At 61.8% G+C, this 15,337-nt stretch carries 14 protein-coding genes and 1 tRNA gene; 9 read left to right on the top strand and 6 right to left on the bottom strand.

All coding sequences use genetic code 11. The annotated features are described in order from the left end of the window. Nucleotides 1–21 precede the first annotated feature (21 nt). The 5 genes from mce to AC0L2V_RS30445 all read left to right on the top strand — a co-directional run bounded on the left by mce (nt 22) and on the right by AC0L2V_RS30445 (nt 4,555). A complete protein-coding gene (mce, locus tag AC0L2V_RS30425) occupies nt 22–426 on the top strand; it encodes a methylmalonyl-CoA epimerase (RefSeq protein WP_023798869.1) in 405 nt (134 codons plus the stop codon). After that, the gene (locus AC0L2V_RS30430) at nt 423–707 is read left to right on the top strand and encodes a DUF1467 family protein (RefSeq protein WP_023798870.1); all 285 of its coding nucleotides are present in this window, start codon (nt 423–425) and stop codon (nt 705–707) included. The genes mce and AC0L2V_RS30430 overlap by 4 nt, the downstream gene beginning before the upstream one ends. A 556-nt stretch (nt 708–1,263) precedes the next feature. Next, nucleotides 1,264–2,592, top strand: coding sequence for a proline--tRNA ligase (gene proS, locus AC0L2V_RS30435; RefSeq protein ID WP_473511651.1), 1,329 nt, complete (start codon nt 1,264–1,266; stop codon nt 2,590–2,592). Next, nucleotides 2,589–3,875, top strand: a complete 1,287-nt coding sequence (locus tag AC0L2V_RS30440) for a lipoprotein-releasing ABC transporter permease subunit (protein ID WP_023798872.1) — start codon at nt 2,589–2,591, stop codon at nt 3,873–3,875. The genes proS and AC0L2V_RS30440 overlap by 4 nt, the downstream gene beginning before the upstream one ends. Beyond that, the gene (locus AC0L2V_RS30445) at nt 3,875–4,555 is read left to right on the top strand and encodes an ABC transporter ATP-binding protein (RefSeq protein WP_036269595.1); all 681 of its coding nucleotides are present in this window, start codon (nt 3,875–3,877) and stop codon (nt 4,553–4,555) included. Before AC0L2V_RS30440 ends, AC0L2V_RS30445 begins: the two co-directional genes overlap by 1 nt. A gap of 334 nt (nt 4,556–4,889) precedes the next feature. Here the strand turns inward: AC0L2V_RS30445 and lipB are convergent, their stop codons facing one another. Continuing rightward, a complete protein-coding gene (lipB, locus tag AC0L2V_RS30450; RefSeq protein ID WP_473511649.1) occupies nt 4,890–5,633 on the bottom strand; it encodes a lipoyl(octanoyl) transferase LipB in 744 nt (247 codons plus the stop codon). 180 nt (nt 5,634–5,813) lie between these two features. On the opposite strand from lipB, the gene AC0L2V_RS30455 reads away from it, so the two are divergent. Next, nucleotides 5,814–5,898, top strand: a tRNA-Leu gene (locus AC0L2V_RS30455). A 281-nt stretch (nt 5,899–6,179) separates the two neighbouring features. On the opposite strand, the gene AC0L2V_RS30460 is transcribed toward AC0L2V_RS30455, so the two are convergent. Then, nucleotides 6,180–7,109 (bottom strand): dihydrodipicolinate synthase family protein, encoded by a 930-nt coding sequence (locus tag AC0L2V_RS30460; RefSeq protein ID WP_473511648.1) that lies wholly within the window; start codon nt 7,107–7,109, stop codon nt 6,180–6,182. A gap of 410 nt (nt 7,110–7,519) precedes the next feature. On the opposite strand from AC0L2V_RS30460, the gene AC0L2V_RS30465 reads away from it, so the two are divergent. Beyond that, entirely contained in the window at nt 7,520–9,232 is a 1,713-nt protein-coding gene (locus tag AC0L2V_RS30465; protein WP_473511672.1) for a GH32 C-terminal domain-containing protein, read from the top strand. Between the two features lie 22 nt (nt 9,233–9,254). Here the strand turns inward: AC0L2V_RS30465 and AC0L2V_RS30470 are convergent, their stop codons facing one another. Further along, complete coding sequence (locus AC0L2V_RS30470; protein ID WP_473511647.1) at nt 9,255–10,010, bottom strand: HAD-IIB family hydrolase; 756 nt, start codon at nt 10,008–10,010, stop codon at nt 9,255–9,257. Continuing rightward, on the bottom strand, nt 10,007–11,338 hold the full coding sequence (locus AC0L2V_RS30475; protein WP_091594364.1) for a glycosyltransferase: 1,332 nt from the start codon (nt 11,336–11,338) through the stop codon (nt 10,007–10,009). The genes AC0L2V_RS30470 and AC0L2V_RS30475 overlap by 4 nt, the downstream gene beginning before the upstream one ends. Nucleotides 11,339–11,736: 398 nt before the next feature. Here AC0L2V_RS30475 and mgtE point away from each other — a divergent pair, with 398 nt between their 5' ends. Next, complete coding sequence (mgtE, locus tag AC0L2V_RS30480; RefSeq protein WP_023798879.1) at nt 11,737–13,149, top strand: magnesium transporter; 1,413 nt, start codon at nt 11,737–11,739, stop codon at nt 13,147–13,149. A 136-nt stretch (nt 13,150–13,285) separates the two neighbouring features. Continuing rightward, a complete protein-coding gene (locus AC0L2V_RS30485; protein ID WP_023685221.1) occupies nt 13,286–13,672 on the top strand; it encodes a MerR family transcriptional regulator in 387 nt (128 codons plus the stop codon). Nucleotides 13,673–13,684: 12 nt separating this feature from the next. On the opposite strand, the gene AC0L2V_RS30490 is transcribed toward AC0L2V_RS30485, so the two are convergent. Together AC0L2V_RS30490 and AC0L2V_RS30495 are read right to left on the bottom strand one after the other, a co-directional pair. Then, nucleotides 13,685–14,191, bottom strand: a complete 507-nt coding sequence (locus tag AC0L2V_RS30490) for a methyltransferase family protein (protein ID WP_473511645.1) — start codon at nt 14,189–14,191, stop codon at nt 13,685–13,687. Further along, entirely contained in the window at nt 14,188–15,180 is a 993-nt protein-coding gene (locus tag AC0L2V_RS30495) for a heparan-alpha-glucosaminide N-acetyltransferase (protein ID WP_473511644.1), read from the bottom strand. Before AC0L2V_RS30495 ends, AC0L2V_RS30490 begins: the two co-directional genes overlap by 4 nt. Nucleotides 15,181–15,337: the final 157 nt, after the last annotated feature.

Here is a 15,337-nt window from a genome sequence, read left to right on the forward strand (position 1 = left end):
TTACTGCCCTGAGGAAAACCAATGCTTGGACGCCTGAACCATGTCGCGCTTGCCGTGCCGGATCTGGCTGCGGCCACAGCGGCTTATCGCGACACGCTCGGCGCCCGGGTGACCGCGCCGCAGGCGCTGCCGGAGCATGGCGTGACGGTGGTGTTCGTCGATGTCGGCAATACCAAGATCGAATTGCTGGAGCCGCTTGGTGAGGGTTCGCCGATCGCGGCATTCCTCGAGAAGAACCCATCGGGCGGCATGCATCATCTGTGCTATGAGGTCGACGACATTCTTGCCGCGCGAGATCACCTCAAGGCCAGCGGCGCCCGTGTCCTCGGCGACGGCAACCCGAAGACCGGCGCGCATGGCAAGCCGGTGCTGTTCCTGCATCCCAAGGATTTCTTCGGCACGCTGGTCGAACTGGAGCAAGCATGAGCTGGGTTTCATTTCTCGCCCTGTTCTTCATCACATGGTGGGTGGTGCTGTTCGCCATCCTGCCGTTCAGCCTGAGGACGCAGGACGAGGATGAGGACGTGACGCTGGGCACGGTATCCAGCGCGCCGCGCGGACCGCATATGCTGCGCGCGGTGCTGCGGACGACGATCGTCACGCTGGTTCTGCTTGGCATCTTTTATGGCATGACGCGGGGGCTCGGCCTCGGCATCGACGACATCCCGCACATCGTGCCGGATTTCAGCCGGAGTCCCGAAAACTAGACCGCCGGGTACGGCTGGCCACATCTTGCATGCGAGCACCAATCCGGGCTGGAAACCGATGCAGGTTCCGAATAAAGTGGTTTAGCAATTTGTCGTGCTAACCAAATGATTGCACAAAAAAAATGCAAGGCACGAGGCCTTGCAATTTAAACGCGTCCGATCTGTTTCCGGTATCCGGCGGCAGCGAGTAACCGCGCCTAGATCGCATCCTCCCAAGACTTTGACCGCGTAGGAGAGCAGATTTCTTTCCGCCCTCTCGTTTATCGGCGCACATTAGACCAAGCCGGGTGAAAATGTCACGCAGAATTTTGCCCCGAAATAAGCTATCTCGTGCTGCACTGCACAATAGTATGGCAGGCGTTGCTTGCGAAACGACCAGTAAGGCGAACGCGGCACTGCGGCGCCTTTGCGACGCCCCGTCGGGCGCCCAGTTGGCTGCCAGTTGGCTTGGGGGGGCGGGTTTCCATTCCGTCATGAAATGGCTATGAAGCCGGGGCAAGCAAGCCTGCGCTGCGCCGATTCCGGTGCGGCAATCCTCTCTCTCACGGACCGGTCCATGCGTTTGTCGCGCTATTTCCTGCCTATCCTCAAAGAAAATCCGCGCGAGGCTGAAATCGTCTCGCACCGGCTGATGCTGCGCGCCGGCATGATCCGCCAGCAGGGGCAAGGCAGTTTTTCCTGGCTGCCGCTAGGCAAGAGGGTGCTGGACAAGGTCTGCCGGATCGTTCGCGAGGAGCAGGACCGGGCCGGCGCGCTCGAGATCCTGATGCCGACCATCCAGTCGGCCGAGCTGTGGCGCGAAAGCGGCCGCTATGACGACTATGGCAAGGAGATGCTGCGCATCAAGGACCGGCAGGATCGGGACATGCTCTATGGGCCGACCAACGAGGAGGTGGTCACCGAGATTTTTCGCGCCTATGTGAAGTCCTACAAGGATCTGCCGCTCAATCTCTATCACATCCAGTGGAAGTTCCGCGACGAGGTGCGGCCGCGCTTCGGCGTCATGCGCAGCAGAGAGTTCCTGATGAAGGACGCCTATTCCTTCGATCTCGACTTCGAAAGCGCCAGGGCGGCCTATAACAGGATGTTCGTGTCCTATCTCAGGACGTTCACGCGCATGGGGCTGCAGGCAATCCCGATGCGTGCCGATACCGGGCCGATCGGCGGCGACCTCAGCCACGAATTCATCATCCTGGCCGAAACCGGCGAGAGCCAGGTCTATTGCCATCGCGACTATCTCGCACTTGATGTGCCGGGGGCGGACACGGACTTCTCCAACGATGCCGAGATCAGCGACATCGTCAAGAAATGGACGACGCCCTATGCGGCGACCGACGAGATGCACGACGAGGCGGCGTGGGAGAAGGTCGCGACAAGCGACCGGGTCTCGGCGCGCGGCATCGAGGTCGGCCACATCTTCCATTTCGGCGACAAATATTCGAAGCCGATGGGCGCCAAGGTGACCGGGCCCGACGGCAAGGATCATTTTGCTTCCGGAGGTTCCTACGGCATCGGCCCGACGCGGCTGGTCGCGGCGATCATCGAGGCCAGCCACGACGACAACGGCATCATCTGGCCGGAGGCGGTGGCGCCTTTCGACATCGGCCTGATCAATATGAAAGCCGGCGACGCCGACTGCGACCGCATCTGCGATGAACTCTATGCAGCGTTTGTCGCCGTCGGCAAGGACGTGCTTTACGACGACACCGATCAGCGGCCGGGCGGCAAGTTCGCCACAGCCGACCTGATCGGACTGCCGTGGCAGGTGATCGTCGGGCCGCGCGGCGTGGCCGCCGGCGAGGTCGAGATCAAAAACCGCAGGAACGGCGAGCGTGAGACGCTGCCGATCGAAGACGTGAAGAAACGCTTCGGTTTTGCCGGATGAGTGGAGCGGCAGCAGCTAAACCCATGGCCGCCGGAGCTTTTTCCGTGTTTGAACGCATGGTCGCGTGGCGCTATCTGCGCTCGCGCCGCAAGGAGACGGTGATCTCCGTCATTGCCTCGATCTCGTTCCTTGGCATCATGCTGGGCGTCGCCACGCTGATCGTCGTGATGGCTGTCATGAACGGCTTTCGCGCCGAGCTTCTGACGCGCATCCTCGGCGTCAACGGCCATCTGATCGTGCAGCCGCTCGACATGCCGCTGGAGGACTATGCGCAGATCGCCGGCCGCATCAACGGCGTGCCCGGCGTCCAATACGCCATTCCGCTGATCGACGGCCAGGTGCTGGCGCAAGGCAATGTCGGCGGCGGGTCGGGGGCGCTGGTGCGCGGCATACGCGGCGAGGACCTGGGCAAGATTTCAATCGTCGCCAACAATATCCAGCAGGGCTCGATCGCCGGCTTCGACACAGGCGAGGGCGTCGCCATCGGCAGCCGCATGGCCGACAATCTCGGTCTTGTGCTCGGCGACACCATCACGCTTATCGCCCCCGACGGCGATGTCACGCCGCTCGGCACGACACCGCGCATGAAGGGCTACCCGATCACGGCGATCTTCGAGGTCGGCATGTCGGAATATGACAGCTCCATCGTCTACATGCCGTTTTCGGAAGCGCAGCTCTATTTCAACATGGATGGCCGGGCCCAGGCGATCGAGATCTATGTCGACAATCCCGACAATGTCGACGCGCTGAAGCCGAAGGTCGAGGAGGCATCGCAGCGGCCGATAACCATGGTCGACTGGCGAGAACGAAACCGGACATTCTTCGATGCGCTGCAAGTGGAGCGCAACGTCATGTTCATGATCCTGACGCTGATCGTGCTGGTTGCGGCGCTCAACATCATTTCGGGGCTGATCATGCTGGTCAAGGACAAGGGCCACGATATCGCCATCCTGCGCACCATGGGCGCCACGCGCGGCGCGATCCTGCGCATCTTCCTGATGACGGGGGCGGCGATCGGCGTGGTGGGCACCCTCGCCGGCGTCCTCCTCGGCGTCGTCATCTGCCTGAACGTCGAGCGCATTCGCCAGTTCTTCTCCTGGCTCGCCGGCGAAAGGCTGTTCAATCCCGAGCTCTATTTCCTGAGCCAGTTGCCTGCCCGCATGGACGCCAGCGAGACGATCTCGGTGGTGCTGATGGCGCTGGTGCTGTCGTTCCTGGCGACGCTGTTTCCGGCATGGCGCGCGGCCAGGCTCGATCCGGTCGAAGCGCTGAGGTACGAATGATGGCCGATGCCATTATCGAGCTGAAGAGCGTCGAGCGGCATTATGTCCAGGGGCCGCGCAAGCTGACCATCCTCAACGGCGCCGATTTTTCGTTGAAGCGCGGTGAGATCGTGGCGCTGGTGGCGCCTTCGGGCACCGGCAAATCGACGCTGTTGCACACCGCCGGACTGCTGGAGCGGCCGGACGCCGGCGATGTCATTCTGGCCGGCCGCGCCTGCGGGCGGCTTTCCGACGACGAGCGAACGGCGATCCGCCGCAACGATGTCGGCTTCGTCTACCAGTTCCATCACCTGCTGCCCGAGTTCACGGCGCTGGAAAACATCATGATGCCGCAACTGATAAAAGGGCTGACGCGCAAGGAGGCTGCCGAGCGGTCGGCGCAACTGCTCGATTACATGCAGATCGGCAAGCGCGCGCAGCACCGGCCGTCAGAACTGTCCGGCGGCGAGCAACAGCGCGTCGCCATCGCGCGCGCCGTCGCCAATGCGCCGCTGGTGCTGCTGGCCGACGAGCCGACCGGCAACCTCGACCCGGTCACCGCCTCCTATGTGTTCGAGGCACTGGGGGCGCTGGTCCGGCAGTCGGGCCTGGCGGCGCTGATCGCCACCCATAATCACGAGCTTGCCTCGCGCATGGACCGTCGCGTCACGCTGGCCGACGGCAAGGTTGTTCCGCTCTAGGTGTGCTGTCTGGCTGCATCTCCCCACGCGCAGCCAGCGCGGAAACAGTGAAATCCGATCTCAACCTTTCCTTAACCGTGCCGAACTGAGCGCCCGAATTTCGCGACACGCTCTGACTGAGGCCGTTGACATTCGAACAAAATCAGAACAAAATACGAACATACTGAAAACAGGAGAGCGTTATGACCGGTCTTGTTCAGGATGTCGTGTCACTGGTGTGCATGAGCACGTTTCTCATTTCCATGGCGATCTGGATCGGAGCGATGTGAGGCAGCGCGCCCGTTCTTCACGGGTGAGGGGCTGCGTCGGAGCTCTGCGGTTCTGCGCCGCCTTGTCAGCCGGCCTTGCGGGCCGTTTCGACAAGCAGAGCTGCGGTGGGTCCGAAGACATCCTCGAAGGCGGATTTCAGCGCGAGGTCGAGATCGGCCATCGTTATGGGAAGGCCGAGATCGACGAGGCTGGTGACACCGTGGTCCTGCACGCCGCACGGCACTATGCCGCTGAAGTGGGCGAGATCCGGCTCGACATTGATGGCGATACCGTGAAAGCTCACCCAGCGCCTCAGCCTGATGCCGATGGCGGCGATCTTGTCCTCGGCGAGCGATCCGTCGGGCCGGGCGGGGCGATCCGGCCGGACCACCCAGACGCCGACACGGTTCTCGCGCCGTTCGCCGCGCACGTTGAAGGCGGCGAGCGTGCCGATGATCCATTGTTCAAGTGCCGCGACGAAGGCGCGGACATCCTCGCGCCGCCGCTTCAGGTCGAGCATCACATAAGCGACCCGCTGGCCCGGCCCATGATAGGTGTATTCGCCGCCGCGCCCAGCTGCGAACACCGGGAAACGGTCGGGCTCGATCAGGTCCTCGATGCGGGCGCTGGTGCCGGCGGTGTAGAGTGGCGGATGCTCTACCAGCCAGACCATCTCGCCGGCGCCGCCGCTTCTGATCGCTTCGGCACGCGCCTCCATCACGGCGAGCGCATCCGGATAGGCGGTGAGGCCGGGTTCGATCCGCCATTCGACCGGCGCCGAACCGGGCAGGGGCAGGAACGACGTGGCGATCTGGCTGCGTTCTGTCATGGTGTGTCTCGTGTCGCCTCACATATGGCGGCAATCGGCTGAAACGTCCAGTTGCGAGCGCGTTTCAGCTCTTTGGAGGGTTATGCCGAAGCCCGGGCAATTATTGCGCGACGCGCCCTTGTTTCGCTGGAAACGATTTGCTACACGCCGCGAGCCGGTTCGTTCCGGCTCCTACCACGTGCGGTCGTGGCGGAATTGGTAGACGCGCAGCGTTGAGGTCGCTGTGGGGCAACCCGTGGAAGTTCGAGTCTTCTCGACCGCACCAGCTTTATCCAATAAGCTATTATTTTTATTGTGCGTTTTTTGTTTCCCTGCAGTCCTTCCAAGACTGTTTGTGCAAACTGAACACTGCGCGAACCCGTTGCTGTTTGGATGCGGAATGCCGCGCCCTGACCGCGTGGTTTGACCCGCCATCATATGCCAGCTGCTTCAAAGACCGAACCGTGCCGCGAAACGGACACGTGGGAATGCTCGGCGAAAAATGCGCTTTCCCCGCAAGCGGCTGTATATTGATGTGATTGCGCGGCAAAATAGCCCGCTAGTGCATTATCTCAAGGCTTGTTTGCGGACGCGACTTTCCAGCCGCATGAGCAAATAGTCGACCTCTTGTCTGGCCGCCGCCGACAATGCACTCCCCGGCTTGCGCTGGGCGTCCGACGCGATGGCGCCGCGCTTCATCATCACATATTTGCGTACCGCAAGTCCCACGCCGGGTTGCTGCTCATAGCGCAGATAGGGCAGGTGGGCGTCGAAAAGATCGTGCGCCTTGTCGCGCTCGCCGGCGGCGGACAGTTTCACCATGTCGACCAGCATGTCGGGGAAGGCGTAGCCGGTCATCGCGCCGTCGGCACCGCGCTCCATCTCGAAATCGAGAAAGAGGCCGCCATTGCCGGTGAGGATGGACAGCGGCCGCAGCGAGCCGTCCTTCTGGAAGCCGCGCAGCGCGCTAATCTTCTCCAGGCCCGGCCAATCCTCGTGCTTGAGCATGAAGCAGGCCGGGTTGTCGGTGACGATGCGGCGGATGACGGCCGGCGTCATGACGACCGTCAGGGTCAGCGGATAGTCCTGCAGGACGAAAGGAACATCCTCGCCGACGGCTTCGGATGCGTTGCGGAAATAGGTGACGATCTGGTCGTCGGTGCGCAGCGCCGGCGGCGGCGCGATCATCACCCCCTGGGCGCCAATCTCCATCGCGGCGCGCGCAAGGTTGCGCATGGCGGCGAAGCCAGGGGCGGAGACGCCGACGATCACCGGCAGCCTGGTGCGCGCCACTATACGTTTGACGATCTCGAGCGATTCGCCGGCGTCGAGTTTTGGGGCCTCACCCATGATGCCGAGGATTGTCATCCCATCGACGCCGCAGCGCTCGTAGAAATCGACCATCGAATCAAGCGATTCCCAGTCGATCTTGCCATCCGCCTCGAACGGCGTCGGGGCAATGGTGTAGACGCCTTTGGTGTCAGCGCCGATGGCCATGAGCTCCTCCTAAATCCAGCTTTCAATCATAGCGCAGGACCGACGGTCCGATCCAACCCGGCAGTCGGTCCGGACGGGCGGGGTCCCGTTCGTCGTTCCATCGTATGCGGACAACTGGTTGGCCGATCTGGACAATGGCTGCACGGGATTGCGCCGCGGGTCGAAACCTGCGGAAAAGAGAAGGTGTTACGCCGTCGGACAATGCAATCATGCTCTGCGAGCCGTCAACCTTCTTACGCCGCGAGTTCAGCAGTTGCAGGCGGTGATCCGTGCGGCGATTGACCTCAAGGACTGTCGATCCTGGGGAATGACTTTGCCAAAGTCAAAATCCAGCCTTAACCTTCTGCAATGCATTCCAGGTCGAGCATCCGGTTTTGCCTGGGAAAGCCGCACGCAACGGAGCCCTATTTATGAGTGACAGCCAGGTAAGGATTGCGGCCGGGAACACCATTCGAAGCCTGCATGCCGATCTGCCGGTCAACGCCACCTTCCATATCTGGCTCAAGGCGACCAGGCCGGACGTTCCAGGCTCGCTGTCGTTTTCCAACGTTCGCGGCAAGTTCGGCGAGGTGAGCGTTATCAACGCCGAAGAGCATGAATTCAGAATTTTTCACGTCTTCGGCGGCGGCAGTGTCGAACTGGATTACGATGCGGATCAGACCTCGGTTTCGGTTGCCTACTGGTTCGCATTGGCCGACGTGCTGGAGACGGGCATTACAGTTCTCCACACCAATCCGGGAAATGCCCCACCGAACATCCCCGACAGCTATCATTTTCGTCCGCCGTTCGGCTGGATGAACGATCCGAACGGATTTGGCCGGTTTGGAGGCCGCCCACATCTGTTCTATCAGCATTATTCGCATGGCCTTCGCTGGAACACGATGCATTGGGGGCACGCCGTCTCTTCGGATTATTTGCGGTGGCGTCACATGCCCATCTTCCTGTTTCCGTCGGAAGATCTCACCGCCAGGCCCGACAAACGGGGCGGCGCCTATTCCGGCTCGGCCATCCCGCTTGCCGATGGCCCGGGCATTCGCGTCTTTTTCACCGAGCAGGTACAGGACCGTATCCCGGAACAGCAGATCCAACTCACGGCCACTTCCAGCGACCTCATCATGGCGGGAGACGCGCACGTCATCCTGCCATACCGCCCGCTTGACCAGGGATTGACAGCGGATTTTCGGGACCCCTACGTCTTTAGGGGACCGGATGGCCTTTGGAAAATGCTGCTGGGCAGCCAGAGCGATGAAGGCGGCGTTGTCCTGCTCTACGAAACCCTTGACCATACGGCAGCCACCGGATGGACGTATGTCGGCAAGCTTCTGGTCGAGAAACACTATCGGACGACGGCGATCGAATGTCCCTGTCTGCTGCCGCTCGACGGGCCTGCGACCGATCCAGCGACGCGCTGGGTTCTGATTCTCGGGTTGATGAACAGTGAGGACCGGTCGACCCGGCGCAAGAACCTGACAATGGCCATTGTCGGTTGGTTCGATGGTCGGACCTTTGCCAAGGAATTCGAACAGGAACTGGACTTCGGGACGGATAATTACGCCTTCCAGGCCTTCGCCGACGGCGATGCCATTGTCGGCATAGGCTGGCTTGCCAACTGGGCCGACACCGGGCCGGCAATCGATTTCCCCACAGCCATGACGTTGCCTCGCAATATCCATCTGTCTGCAGGCGAGTTGCACACCCCGCCCATCGGCGCTGCCGAGAGCCTGCGGAGCCATATTCTGGACCGGACACGCCTCGCAGCCGGAGAGCAGGTAAGCTTTATCAACGGCGCCGTCGAAATCCTGTTCGAGCTGGATAAGCCCGGTGCCCATTTCCACTTGAAGCTGCAACATCCAACTGTCCGGCTCGAGGTTGTCGTCGACGACGAGGGACTTGCCATTCGTCATGGAGACGACGCAGTGGAATCCCCTCACTATATTGCCAAGGGAGCCCGTCCAAAACGGCTGCGGATATTCCTCGACTACGGGTCGATCGAGGTTTTTGCGGATCGCGGTCGTTGGGCTGGCACGAAGCGGATCAGCGGTTTTGAGCCGGTGCAATCGGCACGTCTCATCGCCGAAACGGGCGCCGTACTACACGCGACGGTATGGGCGCTCAAACCGTGACAAGGAGATGAATATTTCCAGTTCAGGATCGGGCGTCCGCAAACACCGACCAATGAACGAGGCCTTCGACGACGCCAAGGGCGAACTGTTCCTTGGCGCTGTAGATCAGCGGGTTGGCCCGCGCCATGTCAAGCAGTTCGGGAAGCGCATTGGCAACGACAATCCCGCGCGCACCGGGCAGCTCGAACATGCTGCGGTCGTTGTTGGTATCGCCGGCGACGACCACCTCATCCAGGCCGATGCCGAGCTCATTGCACAGCCAGGCCAGCGCCTGGCCCTTGTCTGCTGAGCGCGGCAGGATGTCGAGATCGCGTCCGCTCGAATAGACCATCGTCACCGACAGGCCGGCCTCGGCCAAAGCGCGCTCGATGCTGGCAAGGGTTTCGGGACTTGCGTCGAGCAGGTACCAGCTCGATTTGAAGGCGTGCTGATAGCCGTCGGGCTGGCGGACGGTGTCTTTGAGCGACCCGAGCACCGCATCGACCTTTTCAAGCGACCAGCCTTCCGAAAACCTTTGGGCAAAATGCCCGAGAACAGAGGTGTGCCGCGGACCGGCGAGCATCGTGCCGACACCGCCGATCACATAGTCCGGCGCTGGCAGGCCGACTTCGTCGACGAAGTTCAAGATGTCGTCGGCCAGGCGACCGCTGTTGTAGACGAGAACCGGCCGGTGCTCGGGATCGAGCGCCTCCCATTTCAACCGAAAGCGTGACGTCGCCGGCGCGTCGCCCGCCAGGGTCCCGTCGAGATCACTCGACAAAAGCGCGATCGGTTTCAATCGCCGTCGTTCCACGGCTCGTCCCAGTCATGATCGTCGACCGCCTTCAGCACCGGGCGGCCTTCGACAAGGCTGACCAGCTGCTGGGCGATGCCGGTCCAGGTGAACAGGCTGCGCGCCTTGTGCGCGCCCATGCGGCCCAGGCGGCCGTAGAGGCGCTGGTGCTTCATCGGCTTGACGATGGTGATGCCGAGATCTTCCTTGTCGAACGGATCGCCAAAAAGCGCGTGCCGGCCATAGCTGATCCCGCGATAGAGGCCACCATGGATCGTAACCACGGTCGGCGTTCCGCAGGCCATTGCCTCGATCGCGGTCATGCCGAACGGCTCGTAGCGGCTCGACAGGACGAACATGTCCGCCGCCCGATAGGTGTCGGCCAGGTCCTCGTCGGCAACATAGCCGGAGAAGACGACACGATCCTGCAAGCCTAGCTGTTCGACCTGTTGCTTGAGCTGGTTGAGGATCTTCTGTTCCTGCTCGTCCATGTTCTCGCCGCCGACAGCGAGCCTCAGGACCGCATCCGGCACACGCGGCGCCACCACTGAAAACGCATCGATCAGCAGGTCGTAGCCCTTGTTGGTGGCGAGCCGGCCGAGCGCCAGGACCGTTCGCCCTTCGAAGCCGAGCCGATGGCGGATCAACCGGCGAGACGCCTCGCTGACCGGGAAGAACCGGTTGTCGTCGTAACCGGGCGGGATCATGTGCACGCGGTCGCGCTCGAGGCTGTAGTCCTCGACCAGCATGTCGACCTGCGGCGGCGTTGTTGCGATCACCATGGCGCAGCTTCGATAGATGATCGTCTCGTGCTTGATGCGCTCGCTGAAATTGAACTCGGCCTCGAATGTATCGGCCTTGTCAGGGTAGTCCGTCTTCATCTGGCGCTGCTTCCAGATGCCAAGCGAATGCGGCGTATGGATGTGCGGGACAGTGAGCGCTTCCGACAGTCGCTGCCCCGCCACGCCCGCATCCCAGTAGTGAGAGTTGATGAAGTCGTAGGAGAGGTTTTCCCGGCGAATCAGGCGCAGCGCGTTTTCACACCACTCGAGAAGGTGGCGGTGGAGATATTCCTTCGGAATAAAATCGGGTCCGCCACAGGCGACACGCAGGACGCGAACCCCGTCGGCCACGTCATCGACAGGAGGCTGGTCTTCAAATCGTCGCGTCCAGATATCGACGGCATAACCCAACTGGGCCAGCTTTTTGGCAAGTTCCAAGACATAGACCACCTGTCCGCCGGTATCGGCCGCGCCCAGGGGCGGGTTGGCTGCTACGTAGCCGTGGGTTGAAATGAGAGCAATTCGAGGTATCGCCGCATCCGAGTCCGGCATCTGTATCCTTCTCTACGATTGATCTGCGCACGCCGCAGCATGCACAAGTTGGATTATATAAGGTTTCCAGCCGCCATCCGCAAATGTCGAAAGCGTCGGGCGGCCGCCAGGCTGGTGGCACGTCGGTGAGAATATTGACTCCGCCCGCAATGGTAGCCTCCCAGAGACGCCGATAGGGAACATACCGAGGAGCCTCGGCGTGACGATGATGGGAGCCGGACAAGACATTGTGCGATTGGTCGATGATTGCGCCCGCGGACATCGACTTCGAAATCTGACGGACGCTGTAGCAATTTGACGCTGCTCATGATCCTTTCTGGAAATCGATTCCGATTTCCATGGTCATGCGCTAGACCTAACACGCAGCTTTTCCGGAATTCTGATGGCGGGAGGCGCTGGTGGAAGGCCAGGACGAACAGACGACCGGCGCCAGGACTGCTGAGGACAGCGCCGACATCTATGGCGAGGACGGCGCCATTCTGTCGTCGTTCCTTGCCCAGATCGGCGCCGCGATCGCCGATCGCGACACGCTGACGCTGAAGCGTGAAGTCGACGACCTGCACCAATCGGAACTCGGCGACCTGATCGAGGCGCTTCATCCAGAACAGCGCCGCGCGCTGGTCGAATTGTTGGGCGCCGACTTCGATTTTTCCGCGCTGACCGAGGTCGACGAGGCTATCCGCCGCGACATTGTCGACAGCCTGCCCAACGCCCAGATTGCCCAGGGTGTGCAGGACCTCGATTCTGACGACGCGGTCTACATTCTCGAGGATCTCGAAAAGGAAGACCAGGACGAGATCCTGTCGCAATTGCCGTTCACCGAGCGGATCAGGCTGCGCCGCTCGCTCGACTATCCCGAAGAGACCGCCGGTCGCCGCATGCAGACCGAGTTCGTCGCGGTGCCGCCATTCTGGACGATCGGCCAGACCATCGACTACATGCGCGAGGACAACAACCTTCCCGACCGCTTCAGCCAGATTTTCGTCATCGATCCGAGCTTCAAGCTGCTCGGCGCCATCGACCTCGACCAGATCCTGCGCACCAAGCGCTCGATCAAGGTCGAAGAGGTGATGCATGAGACCAGGCACGCCATTCCGGCGACGATGGACCAGGAGGAGGCGGCGCGCGAGTTCGAACAATACGACCTTCTCTCCGCTGCCGTCGTCGACGAGAACGAGCGGCTGGTCGGCGTGCTGACCATCGACGACGTGGTCGACGTCATCCAGCAGGAAGCCGAGGAGGATCTGCTGCGCATGGGTGGTGTCGGCGACGAAGAATTGTCGGACAGCATCCTTTCGACCTCGCGCTCGCGCGTTCCGTGGCTGCTCGTCAACCTTTTGACAGCGTTCCTGGCGGCCTCGGTGATCGGCCTGTTCGACCGCACGATCGAGCACATCGTGGCGCTGGCCGTGCTGATGCCGATCGTGGCAGGCATGGGCGGCAATGCCGGCTCGCAAACCATGACGGTCACGGTGCGGGCGCTGGCGACCAGGGACCTCGACATCTACAATGCCGGCCGCATCATCCGCCGCGAGATGGGGGTGGGCTTCATCAACGGCATCATCTTCGCCATCCTGATCGGCATCGTCGCGGCCGCCTGGTTCCGCGATCCCAACCTGGGCGGCATCATCGCCGCGGCGATGATCATCAACATGTTCGTGGCGGCACTTGCCGGCATCCTGATCCCGCTGCTGCTCGACCGGTTCAAGATCGACCCGGCCGTGGCTTCGGCGGTTTTCGTCACGACGGTCACCGACGTCGTCGGCTTCTTTGCCTTTCTCGGCCTCGCCACATGGTGGTTCGGCGTGTGAGCGACGCCTACTCAATTGACTTTTACGTAAATGCCATGCGAGATTTTGGAACAGCCTCCGGCCGATTCTGAAACGCGTGCGGATAGCGAGGCCGCATGGTTGGAACCCGCAGCGCGGCCGGGAATTTGGAGTGATGATGCGGGAATATTATTCGATAACCGAACTGACCCGCGAATTCGACGTTTCGACGCGGACGCTGCGCTTCTACGAGGACGAGGGGCTGGTGCAGCCGGTGCGGCGCGGCCGCACGCGGCTATTTCGCCCGTCGGACCGGCATCTGATCCGCCAGATCATGCGTGGCAAGAGGCTCGGCTTTTCGATCAACGAGATCCGCGAAATCATCCAGATGTACAAGGAGCCGCCCGGCGAGGTCGGTCAGCTCAACCTGATGATCAAGCGCATCGAGGAAAAGCGCGAGGATCTGCGCCAGAAGCGCCGCGACCTCGAAGAAACCTTGGCTGAACTGGACCAGGCCGAGGAATCCTGCGTCGAGCGGCTGGTGGAACTCGGCGTCAACACCTGATCGGTTGCCGCCTCAAATCCAGCGCCGCACCCTTTTTGCGTAATCCCGGTATTTCTTGCCGAATTTCGTTGCCAGAACCTTTTCCTCGCCCTCGATCGCCATTTTCTGCGTTGCGAAGGCGGCGATGATCGCCAGCGGCAGGAACCATACGTTCCCCGAGATAAGGGCGACGCCGATCATCAGCAGCGTGTTGGCCAGATAGATCGGATTGCGGCTGACGGCGAAGGGGCCCGATGTAACCAGATGGTCCGGCACGGCGTTCGGGTGGAGCGTCGTCTTTGCCCGGATCATGATGCGGATCGCCGTGAACCAGAGTGCGACGACGCCCAACAATGCCACCCAGCCGGCCGCGAACAGGATGTCGCCCAAAAGGCCGCCGATCCATGGCAGCGGATAAAGCAAGCCAAGCGCGATGCTGACGGCGATGGCCGCGACATAGATCAGCGGCGGCCACGGTATAAACCCCGGTTTTTGCTGTCCCGGTTTCTGTTGGCCCGGTTTCTGCTGATGGTCGGTCATTGTGCTCCTCCCTCCATCAAAGTGCCGTCGGCCTTGGCGGTGCAGGCGCCGGCGAGCTCGTCGAGATGCGCCTTCCATTCCGCAGCCTGGTCGTTGCGGTAGAGCCGATCAAGCGTGGCCTCGCCCTCGAGCGTATTGAGCATGCAGACACAATAGCTGCTGCAGAACTCCGTGTCGCGCGATTGCTCGCACGATGCCTGGCACTCTTTCAGGAAGGTGACCTGCCTGGTTTCGACGGCTGCCGGCATGACTTGCGAAATCAGCCAGACCGAGCCGATCAGCACCGGCTGGTGGATCAGATAGAAGGCGAGGCTGTGCCGGCCGATAAAGACCAGCGGATTAGTCCAGCGGCCGGGCGTCAGGCCCGCCAGCCGCGTCAGCACGCCGGAGGCGAAGGCGAGTTTTGCCGCCGCGATACCGACAAGCACAGCGCCGAACCATGGAAACAGCGGGACATAATCGTTGGAGCGCGGGTTGGTTGCCGACAGGCCGACCCACCACAGGGCCGGATGATCGAAGATCTCGGACCTGAGGTAGAGCGGCGCGGTGATGACGAAAGCTGCGACAACCAGCGTCAGCAGCGCCGGCAGCCGCAGAAACGCCAGGCCGAGCAGGCTGGCGAGCGCGATCTCGTGCAGGATGCCGAAGAAGATGAAACTGTCGGGGGTGGCAAGCCTGGTAGCGGCCGATATGGCGAGCGCCGCCCCGCCGACCATGGCGAAGCGTTTCCAGAAGCCGCTCCAGCGGATTTGCTTGCCATGGGCGAGGAACAGGCTGACGCCGACCAGGAACAGGAAGGTCGAAGCGATGCAGCGCGCGTAGAATTTCCACCAGCCAAAGGCGGTCAGGCCGGGATCGGTGTAGCCGAAGAATTCGAGATCCCAGGTGAAATGGTAGCTCGCCATGGCAAGCAAAGCGAAGCCGCGGGCGACGTCGATGGCGATGATGCGCCTGGATCGGTCCTGAACGGCCGGCGTAGGAATGGTCATGGTCTCGCAATTCTGATTCAGTGCTGCAAGACGACTATCATGGTTGCCCCGGACAAAAGAAGACAGGCGCCGCCCTTCTTCCTTCTCCCCTTGTGGGAGAAGGTGGATTGGCGCGCAGCGCCAAGACGGAAGAGGGGTGCTGGCCGGAGCGCTGTTG

The organism is Mesorhizobium sp. WSM4814, assembly GCF_055811595.1.

Coding starts and splice junctions, on each gene's coding strand:
- mce (WP_023798869.1), top strand. CDS start 22: ATGCTTGGACGCCTGAACCATGTCGCGCTTGCCGTGCCGGATCTGGCT.
- AC0L2V_RS30430 (WP_023798870.1), top strand. CDS start 423: ATGAGCTGGGTTTCATTTCTCGCCCTGTTCTTCATCACATGGTGGGTG.
- proS (WP_473511651.1), top strand. CDS start 1,264: ATGCGTTTGTCGCGCTATTTCCTGCCTATCCTCAAAGAAAATCCGCGC.
- AC0L2V_RS30440 (WP_023798872.1), top strand. CDS start 2,589: ATGAGTGGAGCGGCAGCAGCTAAACCCATGGCCGCCGGAGCTTTTTCC.
- AC0L2V_RS30445 (WP_036269595.1), top strand. CDS start 3,875: ATGGCCGATGCCATTATCGAGCTGAAGAGCGTCGAGCGGCATTATGTC.
- lipB (WP_473511649.1), bottom strand. CDS start 5,633: ATGACAGAACGCAGCCAGATCGCCACGTCGTTCCTGCCCCTGCCCGGT.
- AC0L2V_RS30460 (WP_473511648.1), bottom strand. CDS start 7,109: ATGGCCATCGGCGCTGACACCAAAGGCGTCTACACCATTGCCCCGACG.
- AC0L2V_RS30465 (WP_473511672.1), top strand. CDS start 7,520: ATGAGTGACAGCCAGGTAAGGATTGCGGCCGGGAACACCATTCGAAGC.
- AC0L2V_RS30475 (WP_091594364.1), bottom strand. CDS start 11,338: ATGCCGGACTCGGATGCGGCGATACCTCGAATTGCTCTCATTTCAACC.
- AC0L2V_RS30485 (WP_023685221.1), top strand. CDS start 13,286: ATGCGGGAATATTATTCGATAACCGAACTGACCCGCGAATTCGACGTT.
- AC0L2V_RS30490 (WP_473511645.1), bottom strand. CDS start 14,191: ATGACCGACCATCAGCAGAAACCGGGCCAACAGAAACCGGGACAGCAA.
- AC0L2V_RS30495 (WP_473511644.1), bottom strand. CDS start 15,180: ATGACCATTCCTACGCCGGCCGTTCAGGACCGATCCAGGCGCATCATC.